Source organism: Streptomyces sp., from assembly GCF_019510245.1.
Classification (GTDB): Bacteria; Actinomycetota; Actinomycetes; order Streptomycetales; family Streptomycetaceae; genus Streptomyces.
On the sequence record NZ_JAEKKT010000133.1, the window covers coordinates 242239 to 261388 of the forward strand.

At 71.6% G+C, this 19150-nt stretch carries 17 protein-coding genes; 7 read left to right on the forward strand and 10 right to left on the reverse strand.

The window, feature by feature from the left end; translation table 11 throughout:
* Positions 1-10 precede the first annotated feature (10 nt).
* The 3 genes from JF597_RS18970 to JF597_RS18980 are packed head-to-tail and all read right to left on the reverse strand — an operon-like array spanning position 11 to position 3380.
* On the reverse strand, positions 11-760 hold the full coding sequence (locus JF597_RS18970) for a succinate dehydrogenase/fumarate reductase iron-sulfur subunit (RefSeq protein ID WP_293996103.1): 750 nt from the start codon (positions 758-760) through the stop codon (positions 11-13).
* Positions 757-2706: a fumarate reductase/succinate dehydrogenase flavoprotein subunit gene (locus JF597_RS18975; protein WP_293996105.1), complete on the reverse strand. Its 1950-nt coding sequence runs from the start codon at positions 2704-2706 to the stop codon at positions 757-759. Before JF597_RS18975 ends, JF597_RS18970 begins: the two co-directional genes overlap by 4 nt.
* A 2-nt stretch (positions 2707-2708) precedes the next feature.
* Positions 2709-3380 (reverse strand): succinate dehydrogenase, encoded by a 672-nt coding sequence (locus JF597_RS18980; RefSeq protein WP_293996164.1) that lies wholly within the window; start codon positions 3378-3380, stop codon positions 2709-2711.
* A gap of 119 nt (positions 3381-3499) precedes the next feature.
* Between JF597_RS18980 and JF597_RS18985 the strand changes: the two genes are divergently transcribed.
* Positions 3500-4384 carry a LysR substrate-binding domain-containing protein gene (locus JF597_RS18985; RefSeq protein WP_293996107.1) on the forward strand — a complete coding sequence of 295 codons (885 nt, stop codon included), beginning with the start codon at positions 3500-3502 and terminating at the stop codon, positions 4382-4384.
* Positions 4385-4539: 155 nt separating this feature from the next.
* On the opposite strand, the gene JF597_RS18990 is transcribed toward JF597_RS18985, so the two are convergent.
* The 3 genes from JF597_RS18990 to JF597_RS19000 form a co-directional block, all read right to left on the reverse strand.
* Positions 4540-6684 carry an EAL domain-containing protein gene (locus JF597_RS18990; protein ID WP_293996109.1) on the reverse strand — a complete coding sequence of 715 codons (2145 nt, stop codon included), beginning with the start codon at positions 6682-6684 and terminating at the stop codon, positions 4540-4542.
* Positions 6681-7493, reverse strand: coding sequence for an SAM-dependent methyltransferase (locus JF597_RS18995; RefSeq protein WP_293996110.1), 813 nt, complete (start codon positions 7491-7493; stop codon positions 6681-6683). The genes JF597_RS18990 and JF597_RS18995 overlap by 4 nt, the downstream gene beginning before the upstream one ends.
* Before the next feature lie 339 nt (positions 7494-7832).
* Positions 7833-8804, reverse strand: coding sequence for an SCO0930 family lipoprotein (locus JF597_RS19000; RefSeq protein ID WP_293996112.1), 972 nt, complete (start codon positions 8802-8804; stop codon positions 7833-7835).
* Positions 8805-9543: 739 nt separating this feature from the next.
* Between JF597_RS19000 and JF597_RS19005 the strand changes: the two genes are divergently transcribed.
* The 3 genes from JF597_RS19005 (at position 9544) to JF597_RS19015 (ending at position 11428) form a co-directional block, all read left to right on the forward strand.
* Complete coding sequence (locus JF597_RS19005; RefSeq protein WP_293996114.1) at positions 9544-9672, forward strand: hypothetical protein; 129 nt, start codon at positions 9544-9546, stop codon at positions 9670-9672.
* A 31-nt stretch (positions 9673-9703) separates the two neighbouring features.
* Positions 9704-10468 carry a DUF4239 domain-containing protein gene (locus tag JF597_RS19010; RefSeq protein ID WP_293996116.1) on the forward strand — a complete coding sequence of 255 codons (765 nt, stop codon included), beginning with the start codon at positions 9704-9706 and terminating at the stop codon, positions 10466-10468.
* Between the two features lie 195 nt (positions 10469-10663).
* Positions 10664-11428: a hypothetical protein gene (locus JF597_RS19015; RefSeq protein WP_293996166.1), complete on the forward strand. Its 765-nt coding sequence runs from the start codon at positions 10664-10666 to the stop codon at positions 11426-11428.
* A gap of 66 nt (positions 11429-11494) precedes the next feature.
* Here JF597_RS19015 and JF597_RS19020 read toward each other — a convergent pair whose 3' ends face one another.
* On the reverse strand, positions 11495-11884 hold the full coding sequence (locus JF597_RS19020; protein ID WP_293996118.1) for a hypothetical protein: 390 nt from the start codon (positions 11882-11884) through the stop codon (positions 11495-11497).
* A 9-nt stretch (positions 11885-11893) separates the two neighbouring features.
* On the opposite strand from JF597_RS19020, the gene JF597_RS19025 reads away from it, so the two are divergent.
* Positions 11894-12343, forward strand: a complete 450-nt coding sequence (locus tag JF597_RS19025; protein ID WP_293996119.1) for a hypothetical protein — start codon at positions 11894-11896, stop codon at positions 12341-12343.
* Between the two features lie 344 nt (positions 12344-12687).
* Complete coding sequence (locus tag JF597_RS19030; protein ID WP_293996120.1) at positions 12688-13362, forward strand: class F sortase; 675 nt, start codon at positions 12688-12690, stop codon at positions 13360-13362.
* Between the two features lie 28 nt (positions 13363-13390).
* On the opposite strand, the gene JF597_RS19035 is transcribed toward JF597_RS19030, so the two are convergent.
* Positions 13391-14227 carry a polysaccharide deacetylase family protein gene (locus JF597_RS19035; protein WP_293996122.1) on the reverse strand — a complete coding sequence of 279 codons (837 nt, stop codon included), beginning with the start codon at positions 14225-14227 and terminating at the stop codon, positions 13391-13393.
* Positions 14228-14343: 116 nt separating this feature from the next.
* Positions 14344-17616 (reverse strand): bifunctional lysylphosphatidylglycerol synthetase/lysine--tRNA ligase LysX, encoded by a 3273-nt coding sequence (gene lysX / locus JF597_RS19040; RefSeq protein ID WP_293996124.1) that lies wholly within the window; start codon positions 17614-17616, stop codon positions 14344-14346.
* A 243-nt stretch (positions 17617-17859) separates the two neighbouring features.
* Here lysX and JF597_RS19045 point away from each other — a divergent pair, with 243 nt between their 5' ends.
* On the forward strand, positions 17860-18315 hold the full coding sequence (locus JF597_RS19045) for a universal stress protein (protein WP_293996126.1): 456 nt from the start codon (positions 17860-17862) through the stop codon (positions 18313-18315).
* On the opposite strand, the gene JF597_RS19050 is transcribed toward JF597_RS19045, so the two are convergent.
* Positions 18251-19150: MFS transporter (locus JF597_RS19050; protein WP_293996128.1), on the reverse strand; the 900-nt coding region annotated here is incomplete at its 5' end. The two genes, JF597_RS19045 and JF597_RS19050, sit on opposite strands and share 65 nt — an antisense overlap.

Sequence of the window (19150 nt, forward strand, 5' to 3'; positions counted from 1 at the left end):
CCCGACGGCGCTACCGCTTCCCGGCCTTCCGGGCAGCCCGCAACCACTCCTTGTTCATGCTGGTGATCGACACCAGCGGAATCCCCTTCGGGCAGGCGGTCGCACACTCCCCCGTGAGCGTGCACCCCCCGAACCCCTCGGCATCCATCTGCCCCACCATGTCCAGCACCCGCGTCTCCCGCTCGGGCGCCCCCTGCGGCAGGACGTTCAGGTGGTTCACCTTCGCGGACGTGAACAGCATCGCCGCCCCGTTCGGGCAGGCCGCGACACACGCCCCGCACCCGATGCACTCCGCGTGCTCGAACGCGAAGTCGGCGTCGGCCTTGGGCACCGCCGTGGCATGCGCCTCCGGCGCGGCCCCGGTCGGCGCGGTGATGTACCCGCCGGCCTGGATGATCCGGTCGAACGCCGACCGGTCCACGACCAGGTCCTTGATCACCGGGAACGCGGACGCCCGCCACGGCTCGATGTCGATGGTGTCGCCGTCCTCGAAGGACCGCATGTGCAGCTGGCAGGTGGTGGTGCGCTCCGGCCCGTGCGCGTCCCCGTTGATCACCAGGGAGCACGCGCCGCAGATGCCCTCACGGCAGTCGTGGTCGAAGGCGACCGGGTCCTCGCCGCGCAGGATGAGCTCCTCGTTGAGGGTGTCGAGCATCTCCAGGAAGGACATGTCGGAGGAGATGCCGTCCACCTCGTACGTGGACATCGCGCCGTCGGCGTCGGCGTTCTTCTGCCGCCAGACGCGCAGGGTGAGCTTCATGCGTAGCTCCGCTGGGTGGGGTGGACGTACTCGAAGACCAGGTCTTCCTTGTGCAGCACCGGGGCGTCCCCGGTGCCGGTGAACTCCCAGGCGGCCGCGTACGCGAACTCGTCGTCCTTGCGGGCGGCCTCGCCGTCGGGCGTCTGGGACTCCTCCCGGAAGTGGCCGCCGCAGGACTCGGCGCGGTGCAGCGCGTCGAGGCACATCAGCTCGGCCAGTTCCAGGTAGTCGACGATGCGGTTGGCCTTCTCCAGGGACTGGTTGAACTCCTCGCCCGTCCCCGGCACCTTGATCCGCCGCCAGAACTCCTCCCGGATCTGCGGGATGCGCTCAAGCGCCTTGCGCAGACCGGCGTCCGTGCGGGCCATGCCGCAGAACTCCCACATCAGCTCGCCGAGTTCGCGGTGGAAGGAGTCCGGCGTACGGTCGCCGTCGACCGACAGCAGCAGGTTCAGCCGGTCCTCGGTCTCGGCCAGCACCTCCTGGACGACGGGGTGTTCGGCCGTCACCGCCTCCTGGTGGGGGTTGCGGGCGAGGTAGTCGTTGATGGTGGCCGGAAGCACGAAGTAGCCGTCGGCCAGACCCTGCATCAGGGCGGAGGCACCCAGCCGGTTGGCGCCGTGGTCGGAGAAGTTGGCCTCGCCGACCGCGAACAGGCCGGGGACGGTGGTCTGGAGGTCGTAGTCGACCCACAGCCCGCCCATCGTGTAGTGCACGGCGGGATAGATCCGCATCGGCACCTCGTACGGATCCTCGTCCGTGATCCGCTGGTACATGTCGAAGAGGTTGCCGTACTTCGCCTCGACGGCCTTGCGTCCCATCCGCCTGATGGCGTCGGCGAAGTCCAGGTAGACGCCCTGCCCGCCCGGGCCGACGCCGCGGCCCTCGTCGCAGACGTTCTTGGCGGCGCGGGAGGCGATGTCGCGCGGGACCAGGTTGCCGAAGGACGGGTAGATGCGCTCCAGGTAGTAGTCGCGCTCGTCCTCGGGGATCTGGTTCGCCGGGCGGCTGTCGCCCTTGGCCTTGGGCACCCAGATCCGGCCGTCGTTGCGCAGCGACTCGCTCATCAGGGTGAGCTTGGACTGGTGGTCACCGGTGCGCGGGATGCAGGTGGGATGGATCTGAGTGAAGCAGGGGTTGGCGAAGTAGGCACCGCGCCGGTGCGCCCGCCAGATCGCGGTGGCGTTGGAGTTCATGGCGTTCGTCGACAGGTAGAAGACGTTGCCGTAACCACCACTCGCCAGGACGACGGCGTCCGCGAAGTACGTGCCGATCTTCCCCGTGATCAGGTCCCTGGCCACGATCCCGCGCGCGCGTCCGTCGACGACGATCACGTCGAGCATCTCGGTGCGCGGGTGCATCTCCACGTTCCCGGCGGCGATCTGCCTGCTCAGCGCCTGGTAGGCGCCGAGCAGCAGCTGCTGGCCCGTCTGGCCGCGGGCGTAGAAGGTGCGGGAGACCTGGACACCGCCGAAGGACCGGGTGTCGAGCAGTCCGCCGTACTCACGGGCGAACGGCACGCCCTGCGCCACGCACTGGTCGATGATCTCGACGGAGATCTGTGCGAGGCGGTGGACGTTGGACTCGCGGGCCCGGAAGTCGCCGCCCTTGACGGTGTCGTAGAACAGCCGGTGGACGGAGTCGCCGTCGTTGCGGTAGTTCTTCGCCGCGTTGATACCGCCCTGCGCGGCGATCGAGTGGGCGCGACGCGGCGAGTCCTGGTAGCAGAACTGGACGACGTGGTAGCCCTGTTCGGCGAGGGTGGCGCCGGCGGAGCCGCCGGCCAGGCCGGTGCCGACGACGATCACGGTGTGCTTGCGCCGGTTGGCGGGGTTGACCAGCTTGGCCTCGAATCGGCGCTTGTCCCAGCGCTCGTTGACCGGTCCGGCGGGTGCCTTGCCGTCGGCGACCGCTTCGCCGGTCGTGTAGTTCACGTATTCGGTCATGTTCAGCTCACCACTCCGGTCATGACACCCACGGGTACGGCGATGAAACCGGCCGTGAGCAGCAGCGCGAGGACGTTGGCCGTGGCCTTCAGGGCGCGGTCGCGGGTGCGGCTGCCGACGCCGAGGGTCTGGGCGGCGCTCCAGAAGCCGTGCCGCACGTGCAGGCCGAGCGCGAGCATCGCGACGATGTAGATGACGTCGCCGTACCAGGTCGAGAAGGTGTCCACGACGTTCTGGTACGGGTGGCCCTCCTGGAAGCCGCCGGAATGCACGGTGCCGGTGGTCAGGTCGAGGATGTGCCAGACGATGAACAGGCCGAGGATGATCCCGCCCCAGCGCATGGTGCGCGTGGCGTAGCTGGCCCGGGGCCTGCCGTGCACGTACTTGGTGGGGCGCGCCTTGATGTCGCGGCGGCTGAGCTGGTAGGCGGAGGTGGCGTGGGCGACCACGGCGACGACCAGGACGATCCGGATGAGCCAGAGCGTCCACTCGTAGTGCATGAACGGTTCGCCGATGGTGCGCAGCCAGTGGGCGTAGTGGTTGAACTCACCCGCCCCGAAGTAGATCTTCAGGTTCCCGATCATGTGGACGACCAGGTAGAGCAGCATGATCAGGCCGCTCACGGCCATCACCGTCTTCTTGCCGACGGAGCTGTCCCACATCGTGCGCGCCATGGACGGCCGTCGGTCCGTCCGCGTTGCCAGAGCCATGGCGTCGACGCTAGGGCCGGATGACCCAATCGGTCCAAGACATGACACGGCTGGATTCCATAGCTGGAAGCTATCGTGTCACCATGCAGTTCCAGCAGCTTCAGTACTTCGTCGCCGTCGCCGAGACCCGGCACTTCACCCGCGCCGCCGAGCTGGTCCATGTCGCCCAGCCGTCGCTGTCCCAGCAGATCAAGGCGCTGGAGCGGGAGCTGGGTGCGGATCTGTTCCTGCGGGCGCGCGGGAACATCACGCTGACCGACGCGGGCGAGGCCCTGCTGCCGCTGGCCCGGCGGATCCTCGCGGACGCGGACACCGCCCGGTACGAGGTACAGGAGCTGGTGCAGCTGCGCAGCGGGCGGGTGCGGCTGGGTGCGACGCCGAGCCTGTGCACCGGGCTGCTGCCGGACGTGCTCCGGGCGTTCCACGACCGGTATCCGGGGATCCAGCTGCTGATCGAGGAGAGCGGCTCCCATGACCTCGTTCGGGAGCTGGCGCGCGGGGCGCTGGACCTGGCGATCATCGTGCTGCCGCTGCCGCCGGCCTCGCCCGCGCTGACGACCGTGGAGCTGCTGCGGGAGGACCTGGTGGTGGTGTCCTCGCCAGAGGCTACGGTGCCCGGGCGGGGGCGGGGCGGGGTGAAGATCTCCGACCTGGAGGGGGAGCGGCTGGTGATGTTCCGGCACGGGTACGACCTGCGGGAGCTGACCGTCGCGGCGTGCCGCTCCGCCGGGTTCGAGCCGGAGTTCGCCGTCGAGGGGGGCGAGATGGACGCGGTGCTGGGGTTTGTGCGAGCGGGGCTGGGGGTGGCCGTGGTGCCGCGGATGGTGGCGGCGCGGTCGGGCCGGGGGTTGCGGGTCACTCCGCTGGCTCGGCCGGGGCTGCACCGGACGATCGCGCTGGCGCACCGCAGCGATGTGGCGCCGCCTCGGGCCGCCCGGGAGCTTCAGAGGATGCTGTTGGAGAGGTGACGGAGCGTGGTCGGGTGCGGGCGCGTGGGGGCTGGCCGCGCAGTTCCCCACGCCCCTTCGGGGGCGCGCACCTGGTGCCCCTTCAGGGGCGCGGGGAACTGCGCGAGCAACCACCCGCGGCCCGCGCCGCACCGACCGGCCGAGTCCCCGGCGGGTCAGCCCGTCGCGTCCACCAATGCCAGTTCGTGCAGGCGCTCCGGTGGGCCCGGGCGGGCGTAGTACCAGCCCTGGGCGGTGTCGCAGCCGAGTATCCGGAGTTGTTCGGCCTGCGCTCCCGTCTCCACGCCCTCCACCGTGACCGCGAGGTCCAGGCTGTGGGCCAGGGTGACGATGCCCTCCACGATCTTGAGGTCGACCGGGTCCGCCGGGAACTGCTGCATGCTCTGGGTGAAGGAGCGGTCCAGTTTGAGGATGCTCACCGGCAGGCGGCGCAGGTTGGCGAGGTTCGAGTAGCCGGTGCCGAAGTCGTCCAGGGCGATGTCCACGCCCATCTCGGCGAGGCGCCGCAGGGGCTTGAGAAGGTCGTCGTCGGCGCCGATGAGCGCGGACTCGGTGACCTCCAGGCAGAGAGCCTCGGGGGCCACCCCGGTCCGCTCCAGGATGTCCACCGTGTCCTGGACCAGGCCCGGGTGGGAGAGCTGGCACGGGGACAGGTTGACGTTGATCCGCAGCGGGCCGGCGCTGTCGTGCTCGCCGTAGCGTTCTCGCCACTCGCGGGCCTGGCGGATCGACTCCTCCAGGACCCAGCGGCCCAACGGGACGATGAGGCCCGTGTGTTCGGCGAGCGGGATGAACCGGTCGGGGCCGAGGACCCCGTGCTGCGGGTGCAGCCAGCGGACCAGGGCCTCGGCGCCGCGGACACTGCCGTCACCGAGGTGGACCAGCGGCTGGTACTCGATGAAGAACTCGCCCCGGTCCAGGGCGGCCGGCAGCGCCGTGGTCAAGCCGTGCCGGGTGATCGCGCGGGCGTCCGCCTCCGGGTCGGCCAGCTCGAAGCGGTTGCCGCCCGCCGACTTGGCCCGGTACATCGTGATGTCGGCGCTGCGCAGCACCTCGGCCGGGGTGCGCTCGCCCGCCGGGCCCTCGACGATGCCGATGGAGCCGCGGACCATGAGTTCCCGGCCATCGATGCTGATCGGGGTGACCAGGGCGTTCATGATGCGGTCGGCCAGGTCGTCGACCTCGCGCTGAGTGGCCGGGCCGGTGGTCAGGGCCACGAACTCGTCGCCGCCGAGCCGGGCCACCATCTCGCCGGGCGCGGTCGCGCAGGACTGCAGCCGGTCGGCGACCTCCACGAGCAGCCGGTCGCCGGCCGAGTGGCCGAGGCTGTCGTTGATGGTCTTGAAGCCGTCCAGGTCGAGGTAGCAGAGCCCGAAGCGCTGGCCCTCGCCGGCGGCCAGGGCCTTCTCCAGGCGCTCGAAGAACAGCGTGCGGTTGGGCAGGCCGGTGAGCGCGTCGTGGGTGGCCTCGTAGCGCAGCCGGAGGTTGAGCAGACGGCGCTCGGTGGTGTCCTCCATGAGGGCCAGCTGGTACTGCGGTTCGCCGTCCGCGTCCCGGAGCAGGGAGACGGTCAGGTTGGTCCACAGGACCGTTCCGTCGGAGCGGTTGAAGGCCTTCTCGACGTGGTAGTGCTCGCGTTCGCCGCGCACCAGCTCCTCGTAGAGCCGCCAGGTCTGCGGCGCGTCCTCGGGATGCGCCCACTCCATCACCTTGCGGCCGCGCAGGGTCTGCTCGGAGCCGCCGAACATGCGCAGCAGCGCGCCGTTCACCTGGAGGACGTTGCCCTCGAGGTCGGCGATGCCGATTCCTATCGCCGCACCCTCGAAGACGGCGCGGAAGCGGGCCTCGCTGGCGTGCAGCGCCTGCGCGACCACGCCCTGGGCGCGCAACGCGGCCTGGGCGATGGCCTCCTGCTCGGCCAGGGTGCGCTCGCGCAGCGCCTGGGCGAACCCGGCGGCCATCGCGTGCTGGATCCGCGAGGAACGCATCCGCAGCTCCTCCTGGGGGCCGTCCTCGCCGCAGTACAGGACCAGGTACGCGTCGACGCAGTCGAGGGAGCGGGTCAGCGCCTCGGGGTCGGTGCAGTGCGCGTCGATGAGCGCGGCGCCCACCTGCCGGGCCTCGTCGGTGTCGAAGCCGTGCGCCAGCAGGATCTCGCTCAGGCGGCGGGCCAGCGGCAGCAGCTGCTCCTCGAACTCCGGGCGGGTCAGGGACGTCGAGGTGACCGGGAACACCGCCCGGCTCCAGATCGTCGCGAACCTGCGCAGTCTGTCCTCCGGGCCGCCCGGCTCCGCGGTCACGCCGCGATCCCCACGCCGGCGAATCCGGCGAAGGCATAAGGATCCTCGTCCTCCGGCGCCGACTCCGGCCGCCAGTGCGGCATCGGCACCAGTCCGGGTTCCACCATGTCGTACCCCTCGAAGAACCGCGCGACCTCGTCGCGCGAGCGCATGATCAGCGGGTTGCGAATGTCCTTGTATACGTCCACCGCACCCTCGGCCCGCTCGGCCGGCAACGGGATTCCCTCGTACGAGGCATGCGTGAGAACAAGCAGGCTGCCGGGCGCGAGTGCGTCGCGCAGCTGTGCCACTGCTCCGTACGGGTCGTCCGCGTCTTCCACGAAGTGCAGTATGGCAACGAGAAGCAGCGCCACTGGCCGATTCAGGTCGATCAGGCGCTCCACCTGAGGGCTGGACAGGATCTCCTGGGGCTTGCGGAGATCGGCGGCGACCACGTCCGCGTTCTCGTTGCCCGCCAGCACGGCCTCGCTGTGCGCCACGGCCACCGGGTCGTGGTCGACGTACACCACGTGCGCGCCGGGGTGCGCCGCCTGCGCGACCTCGTGGACGTTGCCGAAGGTGGGGATGCCGGAACCGATGTCCAGGAACTGGTCGATGCCGGTGCCCACGGCATGGCGGACGGCGCGGCGCATGAAGGCGCGGTTGGCCTGCATGATCTTCGGCAGGCCGGGCAGGTGGGTCATCGCCTTGCGGGCCGCTTCCCGGTCGACCTCGAAATTGTGCGAACCGCCCAGGTAGTAGTCGTAGATACGCGAAACGCTCGGCACCGAGATGTCGATGCTCCGTGGGGCCCAGGCGGGACGCTCCATGTATCTCTCCAAGGCTGAGGCGATCCGGTGTTCGAGCCGAGGCTACTGATCGCCCGCGAACAGGGGTAGCCGAAACGGAAATTGACCATCCGTTCATGGTCACTGCCTGGGAATTCGGTGTTCGGTTTGGGGGCGTTCGGGCATTGCGTCGGGTGCGGGTGCGTTGTGGTTGCCCGCGCAGTTCCCCGCGCCCCTGAAGGGGCGCTCCAGTCGGCACATCAACGGGCACCGCAAGGACGCCAAGAAGCCCGCCCCCTCCGTGCGGTGTGGAGGGGGCGGGCGGTCGTGCGCCGTCGGTGGACGTGGGCGGGGCGGTCAACCCTGGGGAGGTGGTCCCTGCTAGCTCGGCGCGCCGACCAGCTTTCCTTCGGGCGAGACGGCGTACCAGGTGCCGCCGACGCCCTGGCCGTTGGTGTCCCCGGCCTTCGCGTCACCGGAGAAGGTGTAGATCGGCCAGCAGTTGACCGTCTGCTGCTTCTGGCCGTTGTCGGGCCGGGTGAAGCCCATCAGGCCCTTCTTCACGATGCCCTTGGTGTCGTTCGAGGAGACCTCGCCCACGGCCGGCCACTTGGTCAGGCAGTCACCGGTGCAGTTCGAGACGACCTTGGGCCATGCCTTGTCCTTGATGAAGCGGTAGACCGTCATGCCGTTCTTGTCGACGATGATGTCGCCGAGCTTGGCGTCCTTGCGGACCGACAGACCGGGCAGGTCGGCCAGCGTGGCCTTCTTGCCGTCGGGGGCGGCCGCGAACCACTTGCCGCCCACGCCCTGGCCGTTGACGTCACCGGCGTTGACGTCCTTCACGTAGCGGTAGACCGGCCAGCCGCCGACGGTCAGCTGCTTGGTGCCGTCGGAGCGGGTGACCTCGCCGAGCAGCGACTTGTCGATGCCCTCACCGGCCGAGGCGTCGTCGGCGGGCACCGGCGGCCAGGTGGTGGCGCAGTCGCCGGCACAGTTCGACTTGGGGGGATTGGCGGTGTCCGCGTCGAAGCGGTAGAGGGTGAGGCCGCTGCCGTCGGTCAGCACCTTGCCCAGGTCGGGGTTGCTGGCGACGGCCAGCTTGCCGGCGGGTGCGACCGCTGCCGGGGAGCCGGAGGCCTGGCTGCCGTCGGCGCCGTAGCCGTTGCCCGCGCCGGTGGAGGCGGAGGCGGAGGGGTTGGTGATGCTGCCGATGCCGGCCGGTGCCGTGGCGCCGACGTTCTGGGCCGCCGAGGACGGAGTGGTCGGGTTGCTCTGACCGCACGCCGTCGCGAACACCATCACCCCCGCGGCCGTGGCCACCAGCGAGGCGCTCCTCCACGAGGTCTTCATCGTCAACTCCCAATAATCGCCTGGTTATTGCAGCGCCTCTGCGCCGCCGCACGACACCAGGTACGGATGCCGGGGGCCGAAGTGTTCAACGGGCGCACAAATTTCTTTCGGGACACTGTGGCCGCGGACCGCGTCCCGCACGGGCGTACGCTTCGAGCCAGTCGCAGCACGGTGTGATTCAAACCGGTTTACGTCACATGTCGCCCGTTCGGGCCAATCATCCGGTACTCCGGCGTGCGACGGCGCCCGACGCCCCATGATCTCCGACGTGCATGCACCCGAAGCGACCAGACTCGCGCCCGTCCCGAGGGTGTTGGCCCTGCTGACGCTGACGTGGGCCCTGGCGGGCTGCCCGGTCGGCGCGGCGTCGGCCGACGCCTGCGCCTCTGCCTCGACGGGCCCCGACGGCATCCACGCGGTGGCCGTCGCCGGGGGCTCCTGGCCCACTCCCCCGCCGTGTCCGGCGCCCACCCGGCCGCCCTGCCCCACGCCGTCCCCGACGCCCACGCCCACTCCGACACCCACCCCACCCCCGAAGCCCCCGCCGAAACCGACGCCGCCGCGCACCACCCCGCCGGCACCGCGCCCGGCACCACCGCCGCCGCCCCGGCGGGCACCGGCCCCGAAACCCACGCCCACCCCCACCCCCACCCCGCCACCGGCACCGCGGCCCAAGCCGAAGCCGACGCCGCCCCCCACCCCCTCGCCGAAGCCCACCCCGCGGCCCTCGCCGACCCCGGTGACCTACCCGCCGTACCGCGTCCAGTCGACCGGCGCGACCGCCCCGAACCGCACCTCCCCGGTCACCTACGTCCTGCTCATCGCCGTACCCGCGATCATCGCCGTCGCCGCGTTCCGCGCGCGCTGACGGCCGGCCCACTGATTCCTGGAGGCTTCCGTTGCCGGATTGGCTTGTTCTCGTCCTCGCGATGCTCGCGGCCGTCGCCGTGGTCTTCATCATCACCCTCGTCCGCGACAAGAGGGCGGCGGAGGACGAGGATCCCTCCGAGACGCCGGACGTCATCGAGTACATGACCATGTGGATCGGCGTCATCTACGCCATCGTCCTCGGTCTGGCGGTGGCGGGGGTGTGGGAGGCCCGCAGCGCCGCCCAGGACCATGTGCAGGCGGAGGCGCAGGCGCTGCACGAGATCTACGAGCGGGTGCGGGTGTATCCGCCCGACACGCGTGACCGGATCCGGGCGGACGTCGACGCCTACGTCGCCCAGGTCGTCGACAGGGAATGGAAGGAGATGGCCGACCACGGCCGGCTCTCCCGGCACGGTGCCGAGCTGCTCGCGCAGATCCGTCAGGACGTCACCGACTACGAGCCGAAGACCGACTTCCAGGCGCAGGCCTACCAGCCCCTGGTGGACCAGGTGGCCGCGCTCGACCAGGCGCGCAGCGCCCGGGCCGACTCGACCGGGGCGACCATGCCGAACGTGGTGTGGATCGGGCTGCTGACCGGGGCCGCGATCACCATCGGCATGGTCTTCGCGCTGCAGATCAGGCGCACCCGGCGCGAGCTGGTCCTCGCCGGTCTGTTCTCCGCGACCATCACCTTCATGCTGTTCCTGATCTGGGACTTCGACGAGCCGTACAGCCGGGGCATCACGGCGACGGCGCAGCCGTTCCTGGCCCTCTTCCCGCACATCAAGGGTTAGCGGTGTCCCGGGGGACACCGGCGCCGCGGCGCGCCACGCCGCCGGTGTCCCCCGGCCGGCCCAGCCCTCTCCCCCGTTCGCTCTACAGCGTTCGCGCGCATGTGCGGAGCTTTCTAGCGTTCCGATCATCGAGGTGCGTTCCCGGCACTGGCGGAAGAGGTCCGCACGCCGCTCCTCGGGACCGGAGGAACCACCATGCGCGCGATACGCGTTGCTTCGGCCGCACTGCTGGGCCTCGGCGCCCTCGCCCTCTGCGCTCCGGTCATCCTCGCGAGCGACAGCGGCGGCGGGCGCCGGGACGGTGGCACGCCCTTCGGCTTCCGGGTCACGCCCACCACCGTCGCGGCGGGCGGCCGGGTGAGTCTGCACCTGGACCGCGGCAGCGGTTGCCGGGGCGCCGCGACGGTCACCTCGGGTCTCTTCGACACGGTCCGCATCCCGTCGGAGCAGGACTCGGTGACGGCCACGGTCGACCGGACCGCGAGGTCGCAGGCGTCGTACCGGGTGACGATCAACTGCGACGGCTCCAGCGCCTCGACCGAGTTGGCCATCGCGAGCAGCACACCGGCCGGACACGGGGACGGGCACCCGGACGGGAACGGTGCCGGAGACGGGCGCACGGACGCCCGCACGGACGCGCGCGGCGAAAACGACAGCGACGCGGGCAGCGGTAGCGGTAGCGGCACCAACACGAGCAACAAAACAGGCAATACAGGCAGCAATACGGGCACTCGCGCCGACAGTGCTGCCGCCGACGGCGCGGACAGCGGTGGCTCCGGCGGCCGCCAGGCGCTCAACCCGCAGCCCCTGCCGCCGGGGCGGGGTGTCCAGGCCGGTGAGGGCGGCACCATCGGCGGGTTCGACCTCAAGGAGATCGGCCTCGGCGCGGCGCTGGTCGTGGGGTCGGTCGGTTCGGCGTACCGGCGCTCTCGCAGGCACGCCGGCGAGGACGGCGCCTGAGCACGGTGCGGCCGGGCGGCCCGGTGTCCCGGTCCGCCGCGGCACCGGGACACGGGCCCTCCTGGATCAGAGCCGCTTCTCGCTCCGGCGGCGGAGCCAGAACCCGCAGCCTGCGAGTACGGCCGCGCCCACCAGACCGCCGCCGATCGCCATGTCGGCCGGGGTGGCCCCGCTGGAGACGCTGCCGCCCAGCCCGGCCCGCACCCCGCCCGGCCACCCGTCGGACGCCGGATCGTCCTCCCAGCCGTCGGAGTCGGCGGAGTGGCCCGATCCGCCGAGCGCGGGCCCCCGGTCGAGGACGGTGAAGGCGGACTGCCGGGTGATGAAGTGGTCGTCGCAGCTGACGGTGATGTCGTACGGTCCCGTGTGGGCGTTCTGGCGGATGGTGGCGACGCCACGCGCCATGTCCCCGCCGAACGGGGACAGCTGCTGCGTCCCGAAGGCGGCGGACCTCATGTCGCCACGGTGGCAACCGGTGACGGTGACGGTGAGCTGCTCCCCTCTCCGGACCGTGCGGGGCTGGACGGCGATGTTGCGCGACTCGTCGCCCCGGCCGCCGCGACCCTCGTCGGATCCTTCATCGCCGCGTCCGCCCCGCCCCTCGCCGAATCCTTCACCACCGCGTCGACCCCGCCCCTCGCCGAACCCGCCCACCCCGTAACCGGGGACCACGATTCCGGGGACCGCGACCCCGGGGACCACTCCGACACCGCCGACACCGGGGGCGACACCGACCCCGCCGACACCGGCGCCCACCCCGCCGACTCCGGTCCCGGGGGCGACGCCCGCCCCACCGACGACCGGGGCCTGGGTGTTGGGTGGGCCGCCGGGGTTGCCCATGTCGTCGGCGACGGCCAGGGGGGCGGCGGCGCCGAGAACGGCGACCACGGTGCACGCGGCCGCCAGCGCACGTGAGTTTCGCATCTCTTCCTCCGCGGAAGGCGCCCCGGGAACGGTCCCCGGTGGATCGGCGAGAAAGCACCTCCCGAATAGACCCTCAGATGCCCAGAACACGCCCGCATGTCGAGAATGGTCCGTCCTGGTGAGGGGACACGCCGCACGAAAAGCGCACAATCGGATATTGCCGCAGGTCACGGACCGTCAGAAAAAACCTGAGAACGGCAACTCGGATGGCGCACCGGAATACGCGCGGGCCACCCGTTCGCCCGTCGCCCCGTCGCCGCACGCGCGCGGGGGACTTAGCTTTTTCCCATGCGCGATAGGGACCCGAGAGCGGCCGCGCCGAGAGGGGATGGCGAATGTCTGCGTCCGAACTTTCCGAGGTGGCCGAAGAGGAGGAGCGGCGGAGGAAGCGTGCCCCATGGGGCGTGATAGCGCTCGTTCTGCTGACCGGTCTGGCGCTCATTCGGAACGGTTCGGGAGAGTTCGACGTCGGTCCGCCGCAGCCGGCCTCGGCCGCCGCCCCGGACAGCCGTACCACGGTTTCCGGCACCTTCGCCACGGCGCCCGCCGCGCTGCCGTTCGCCGCGGCGGACCGGATCAGGATCCCGGCGATCCGGGTCGACGCTCCGGTGATGCCGGTGGGTCTGGACACGGACGGCTGGATCGCGGCGCCGCCGCCGGACGACCCGAATCTGGCCGGTTGGTTCAACGGGGGCGTCTCGCCCGGGGAGAAGGGCACGTCGGTCGTCGTGGGCCACGTCGACAACACGAAGGGCCCGGCGGTCTTCTACGGGCTCGGTTCCCTGAAGAAGGGCAACCGGATCGAGGTCGACCGCCAGGACGGCCGGACGGCGGTGTTCGAGATCTACGGGATCGAGGTCTTCGCGAAGGCCGGCTTCCCGGGCGACCGGGTCTACGGTTCCAAGGGCACACCGGAGTTGCGGGTCATCACCTGCGGCGGCGGCTTCTCGAAGCAGAACGGCTACGACGGGAACGTCGTGGTCTTCGCCCGCCTGGTCGAGGCCCGCTGAGGCCACCACCGGGCGGGCGCGGGCGCGTTCAGGTCCGGCGGCGGGGCACGGTCAGGCGGTAGCCCTTGTCCAGCAGGTAGGGCAGGTACTCGCGCAGGGCCTGGACGCTCTGCGAGCGGTCGCCCCCGGCGTCGTGGGAGAGGACCACGACACCGGGGGCGGCGCCGTTCTCGATCGTGTCGACGATGGTGCGGGTGCCCGGTTCGGTCCAGTCGGTGCTGTCCACGGTCCAGGCCATCGGCTCCATGCCCATCTCCGCGCCGAGTTGGAAGGCCGCGCGGTTCCAGGCGCCGTAGGGGGCGCGGAACCACTGCGGGCGTTCGCCGTAGGTGTCCTCGATGGCGTCGCTGGTGCTCGTCATCTCGTCGCGGATCTCCCGGCGGTTCAGGGTGGTCAGCAGCGGATGCGTCCAGGTGTGGTTGCCCACGACGTGGCCCGCCTCGGCCATCCGCGCGACCAGTTCCCGGTTCACGACGATGCACTCCCCGCACAGGAAGAACATGGCCCGCACGTCGTACTTGGCGAGGGTGTCCAGGATGTGCGGGGTGTAGTTCGGGTTGGGTCCGTCGTCGAAGGTGAGCATCATGCGTCTGCCGCTTCGGGAGATCTCCGTGATGGGCTCCTTGCGGACCTTGAGCTTGCGCGGCGCGGTGGACGGCGGCCCGTACCCGGTGAGCGGCTGGAGCCGGAAGGCGGAGGACTTGAGCGCCGCTCGGGCCTGGGGTCCCGCGGCCGGGGCGGCGGCGCCGGCCGTCTCTTCGGCGCTGCTGCCCGCCAGCACGATGCCCGCGGTGCCCGCGGCTCCGAGAGCGGCGCCGCCGGCGAGCAGCAGCCGGCGTCGGGTGAACAACTGATCCTTCTGCATGACTCATCAGTCGCCCGGCAGGACTCCCGCGCAGCACATCAACACCGGTGCGGCGGTGGGAAAGCACCCGCACGGACCAGCAACAAAAGGTTTCGGTAAGAAAAGGCCGAAAGGCATCAGCGGTGGCGGACCAGCGGGAAGGGAAGCGTCTCGCGGATGGTGAGGCCGGTGAGGAACATGACCAGTCGGTCGACGCCGATGCCGAGCCCGCCGGTGGGCGGCATCGCGTATTCGAGGGCGTCGAGGAAGTCCTCGTCGAGTTCCATCGCCTCGGGGTCGCCGCCGGCGGCGAGCAGCGACTGGGCGGTGAGCCGGCGGCGCTGTTCCAGGGGGTCGGTCAGTTCGGAGTAGGCGGTGCCGAGTTCGGTGCCGAAGGCGACCAGGTCCCAGCGCTCGGCGAGCCGGGGATCGGTGCGGTGCCGGCGGGTGAGCGGGGAGACGCCGGTGGGGAAGTCCTTGTAGAAGGTGGGCAGCCTGGTGCGTTCCTCCACCAGGCGTTCGTACATCTCGAGCACCACGTCGCCGGGCCCGTCGTCGGCGGTGTACGGCACCCCGGTCCGGTCGCAGTGCCGGTGCAGCCGGAGCAGCTCGGTGCCGGGGCCGATCTCCTCGCCCAGCACCTCGGAGATCGCCCCGTACACGGTCCTGACCGGCCAGGTGCCCGAGATGTCGTACTCCCGTCCGTTTCTGCGGGCCACCGGCGTGCCGTAGGCGGCGGTGGCGGCGCCCTGGATCAGTTCACGGGCGAGGTCGAGCATCACGTCGTAGTCGGCGTACGCCTGGTAGGCCTCCAGCATCGTGAACTCGGGGTTGTGCTTGTGGGAGACGCCCTCGTTGCGGAAGGTCCGGCCGAGTTCGAAGACCTTTTCCAGACCGCCGACGCAGAGCCGTTTGAGGTACAGCTCGGGGGCGATGCGCAGGTGGAGGTCGAGGTCGTAGGCGTTGGCGTGGGTGGTGAACGGGCGGGCGTTGGCGCCGCCGTGGATCTGCTGGAGCATCGGGGTCTCGACCTCCAGGTAGCCGCGGTCCAGGAGCCCCTGGCGCAGCGCCTGTACGACGGTGGAGCGGGTGCGGACCACGGCGCGGGCGGCGGGGCTGGTGGCGAGGTCGAGGTAGCGGCGGCGGACCCTGGCCTCGGGGTCGGCGAGCCCGCGGTGTTTGTCGGGCAGCGGGCGCAGGCACTTGGCGGTGAGCTGCCAGTCGGTGACGAAGAGGGTCGGTTCGCCGTGGTCGCTGACACCCATGCGGCCGGTGGCGGTGATCTGGTCGCCGATGTCGGTGTCCTCGGTGAACCGCTCGAGGGCGGATCCCGACCCGTCGCGGGTCAGGGCGAGCTGGCGGTCGCCGGACCAGTCGCACAGCGTCACGAAGACGATGCCGCCGAAGTCGCGGACCAGCATGATCCGCCCGGCGACGGTGACCGTCTCCCCCTCGCGCACTCCGGCGAGGGCACGGGGCGGTGCGCCGGTGGCCACCGGGTAGGGGTCGACGCCCGCCGCCCGCAGCCGGTCCAGCCTGCGGCGCCGGACCCGGAACTGGTCCGGCAGGCCGGCGTCCGGTGCGCCTGGCCCGGTTCCGTCCCCTCCGTCGACACCGGGCACCGGCGCGGACGGCGGCGCCTCGACGGGCCGCGGTCCGGTCTGCGGGTGCCCCTTTCCCCAGAGTTTGCGCAGGGACGGTACGGAGACGAAACCTTCGGCGATCCCGGAGGCGAGGCCGATCCGGGCGAGCGAGCCGGCCTCGCCGTAGCAGAGGAAGCGCGGGTACCACTCGGGGCGGTACTTGGCGTTGGAGCGGTACAGCGCCTCCAGCTGCCACCAGCGGGAGAAGAACAGCAGCAGCCGGCGCCACAGCCGCAGCACCGGTCCGGCGCCGATGCGGGCGCCCTCCTCGAAGACCGAGCGGAAGACGGCGAAGTTCAGCGAGATGCGGTGGACGCCCAGTTTGGGGGCGGCCTCGCACAGGTCGGCGACCATGAACTCCATGACCCCGTTGGGGGCGGTGCGGTCACGGCGCATCAGGTCGAGGGAGACGCCGTCGCCGCCCCAGGGCACGAAGGACAGCAGGGCGAGCAGCCGGCCGTCCTCGGCGATGGCCTCGACGAGCAGGCAGTCGCCGTCGGCGGGGTCGCCCAGCCGGTCCAGGGCCATGGAGAAGCCGCGCTCGGTCTCGGTGTCGCGCCAGGCGTCGGCCTTGTCGACGACCTCCTCCATCTCCGTCTCGGTGAGGGTGGCGTGGCGGTGGATGCGGCAGGTCGCGCCGGTGCGCCGGACCCGGTTGACGGCCTGCCGGGTGACCCGCATCTCGCGGCCGCCCAGATCGAAGTCGGCGACGTGCAGGATCGCCTCGTCGCCGAGTTGCAGGGCGCCGAGTCCGGCGCGGACGTAGGCCTTGGCGCCGTCCTCGGAGGCGCCCATCACCGCGGGCACCCAGGCGTGCCGGCGGGCCACGTCCAGCCAGGCGGCGACGGCGTGCGGCCAGGCCTCCGGGTCGCCGACGGGGTCGCCGCTGGCCAGGCAGACGCCGGCCTCGACCCGGTAGGTGACGGCGGCCTTGCCGCTGGGCGAGAAGACCACGGCCTTGTCGCGCCGGGTGGCGAAGTAGCCGAGGGAGTCCCGGTCGCCGTAGGCCTTGAGGAGGGCGCGGATGCGGGCCTCCTCGTCGCCGTGCAGGGCCGCTTCCAGGCGCTGCGAACGGAACAGGGTGGCGGCGGCGTTGAGCAGGGCCAGGGCGCCGAAGAGGCCGAGGAGGAAGGAGACGAAGCGGGGCGGCCGGCCGGCGTAGGTGCGGACGGAGACGAGTCCGCCGCAGACCCGGTCGGCCGCCCAGGCCAGGTGCTGGCCGTGCGGGAGCGAGCCGGGGAAGAGCGAGACCAGCCCCCAGCCGGCCAGGATCGCCACGAGCAGGCCGACCAGCAGGACGGCGAGGGCGCGGCGTACGGCGGCTCTCCGGGAGGCGGCGTAGAACTCCCGGCGGGCCACGATCAGCAGGGCCAGGGCGAGTCCGCAGACCACCAGTGAGCTGAACGGGTACCAGCCGAAGCCGAAGGCGACGGTCAGGACGTCCGCCAGCACCAGCAGGCCGAGGTAGATCACCACCAGCCACCAGGCGACCTTCTTGCGGGCGGCGGTGGCGCCGCCGAGCAGGAACAGGAAGACCGCGTAGGCCAGGTTGGGGCTGACGGGCACCACGACGGCGTCGACGAAGTGCACGACCGGGTGGAGCAGCACGCGCAGCGGGGCGATGAAGGAGAGCAGGGCGCACAGCAGGGCGAGGGCGCCGAAGAACGTCCCGAAGGCCTCCGGTACCCAGGTCAGCCGCCCGCCGTGGGGCGGCCGTATCGGGCCCGCCGGCTCCCTGCCCGTGGCGGGCTCCACGGCGGCACTCATGTTCCGACTGTAGAAAGGGCGCGTCCGGCCCGCGCGCCGAAGAACCTCGGCCGCCGTACGGGTGCGGGCCGTGGGTGGTTGCTCGCGCAGTTCCCCGCGCCCCTTTCAGGGGCGCGCGGCCGAAGGCTGGGAGAGGAACTGCGCGACCAGCCCCCACCGGGCCCGCACCCGTACACCGCACGGCCGACCCTGCGGGACGCCCCGGGCACTGACCGGACCTGCGGATTCCGATAGCCTCGGACCGTGGCGGAACAACACCAGTTCGAGCGGGGCACGGACGGCCCCAAGGTCATCGTGGTCGGCATGGACGGCTCGGACTCCTCGTGGCGCGCGACCTCCTACGCCGCCGGTCTGGCCCGTCGGCAGCACGCGCTGCTGGCCATCGTGTACGTCCAGCCGGTCCTGGCGGCGGGCGCGGCGCTCGGGGCGCCGGTGGCGGAGACCACCGACGAGATCGCGGAGGACCTGGTCGCCCAGATCCGGGACGCGGCCGACCGGCTCAGGGGGATATTCGAGGTGCGCTGGGAGTTCCACACCTTCCGCGGGGACGCCTACAGCGGGATGGTGAAGGCGGCCGACGAGCTGAAGGCCGACGCGGTCGTGGTGGGCGCCTCCGAGCAGGCTGGCCACCGGTTCATCGGCTCGGTCGCGATCCGTCTGGTGAAGGCGGGACGGTGGCCGGTGACGGTCGTACCGTAGCGGTCCCGCGCAGGAGCAGCAGCGGGGTCGCCAGGAGCAGGATCCCGGCGGCGGCGATCGCGGTGCGCGGGCCGGTGAGGCTCGCCAGCAGGCCCCACAGGGCGGTCAGGGCGGCCGTGGTGGCCTTGCCGGTGACCGACCAGGCGGACAGGGTGCGGGCGACCCGGTCGTCCGGGGTGTGCTCCAGGCGGCGGGTGGCGTACACCGGGCTGTAGACGGCCGAGCAGGTGATCACCCCGAACTCCAGGACCATCACCAGCAGCAGTCCGGGCAGCCCGGGCCCGACGAAGGCCAGCCCGACCGGCCAGACGGCGCGCAGGGCGCTCGCGGTGCGCAGCACCCGCCACTGCCCGTACCTGGCGACCAGCGGCCGGGCGATCCGGGCGCCGAGGAGCCCGCCCAGGCAGGGGACGGCGAAGGCGAGGCCGTACTGCCAGGGGGTGAAGCCGAGCGGGCCGAGCATGAGGACGGCCAGCGGTGGTGCGGCGACCATGATCAGGGCGTTGCTCGCGAGGCTGTTGAAGAAGAGGGGCCGCAGGGTCTGGCTGGTGAGGATGTGCCGCCAGCCGTCGAGCAGGTCCGCGGCGCGCGGGCGCGGCACGTCCCGCTGCGGCGGGCGCGGCTCGCCGCCGCCGGCGGCTTGGATGCCGAGGGCCGACAGCAGGAAGCTGACCGCGTTCGCCGCGACGGTGGTCACCGGCCCGAACAGGCCGATCGCGGCGCCGCCGAGGGGCGGGCCGAGGACCAGCGCGGTCCAGTTGGTGGACTCGAACCGGGCGTTCGCGGTGAGCAGCCGGTCGGCCGGGACGAGGCACTTCAGGAAGGCGCCGGAGGC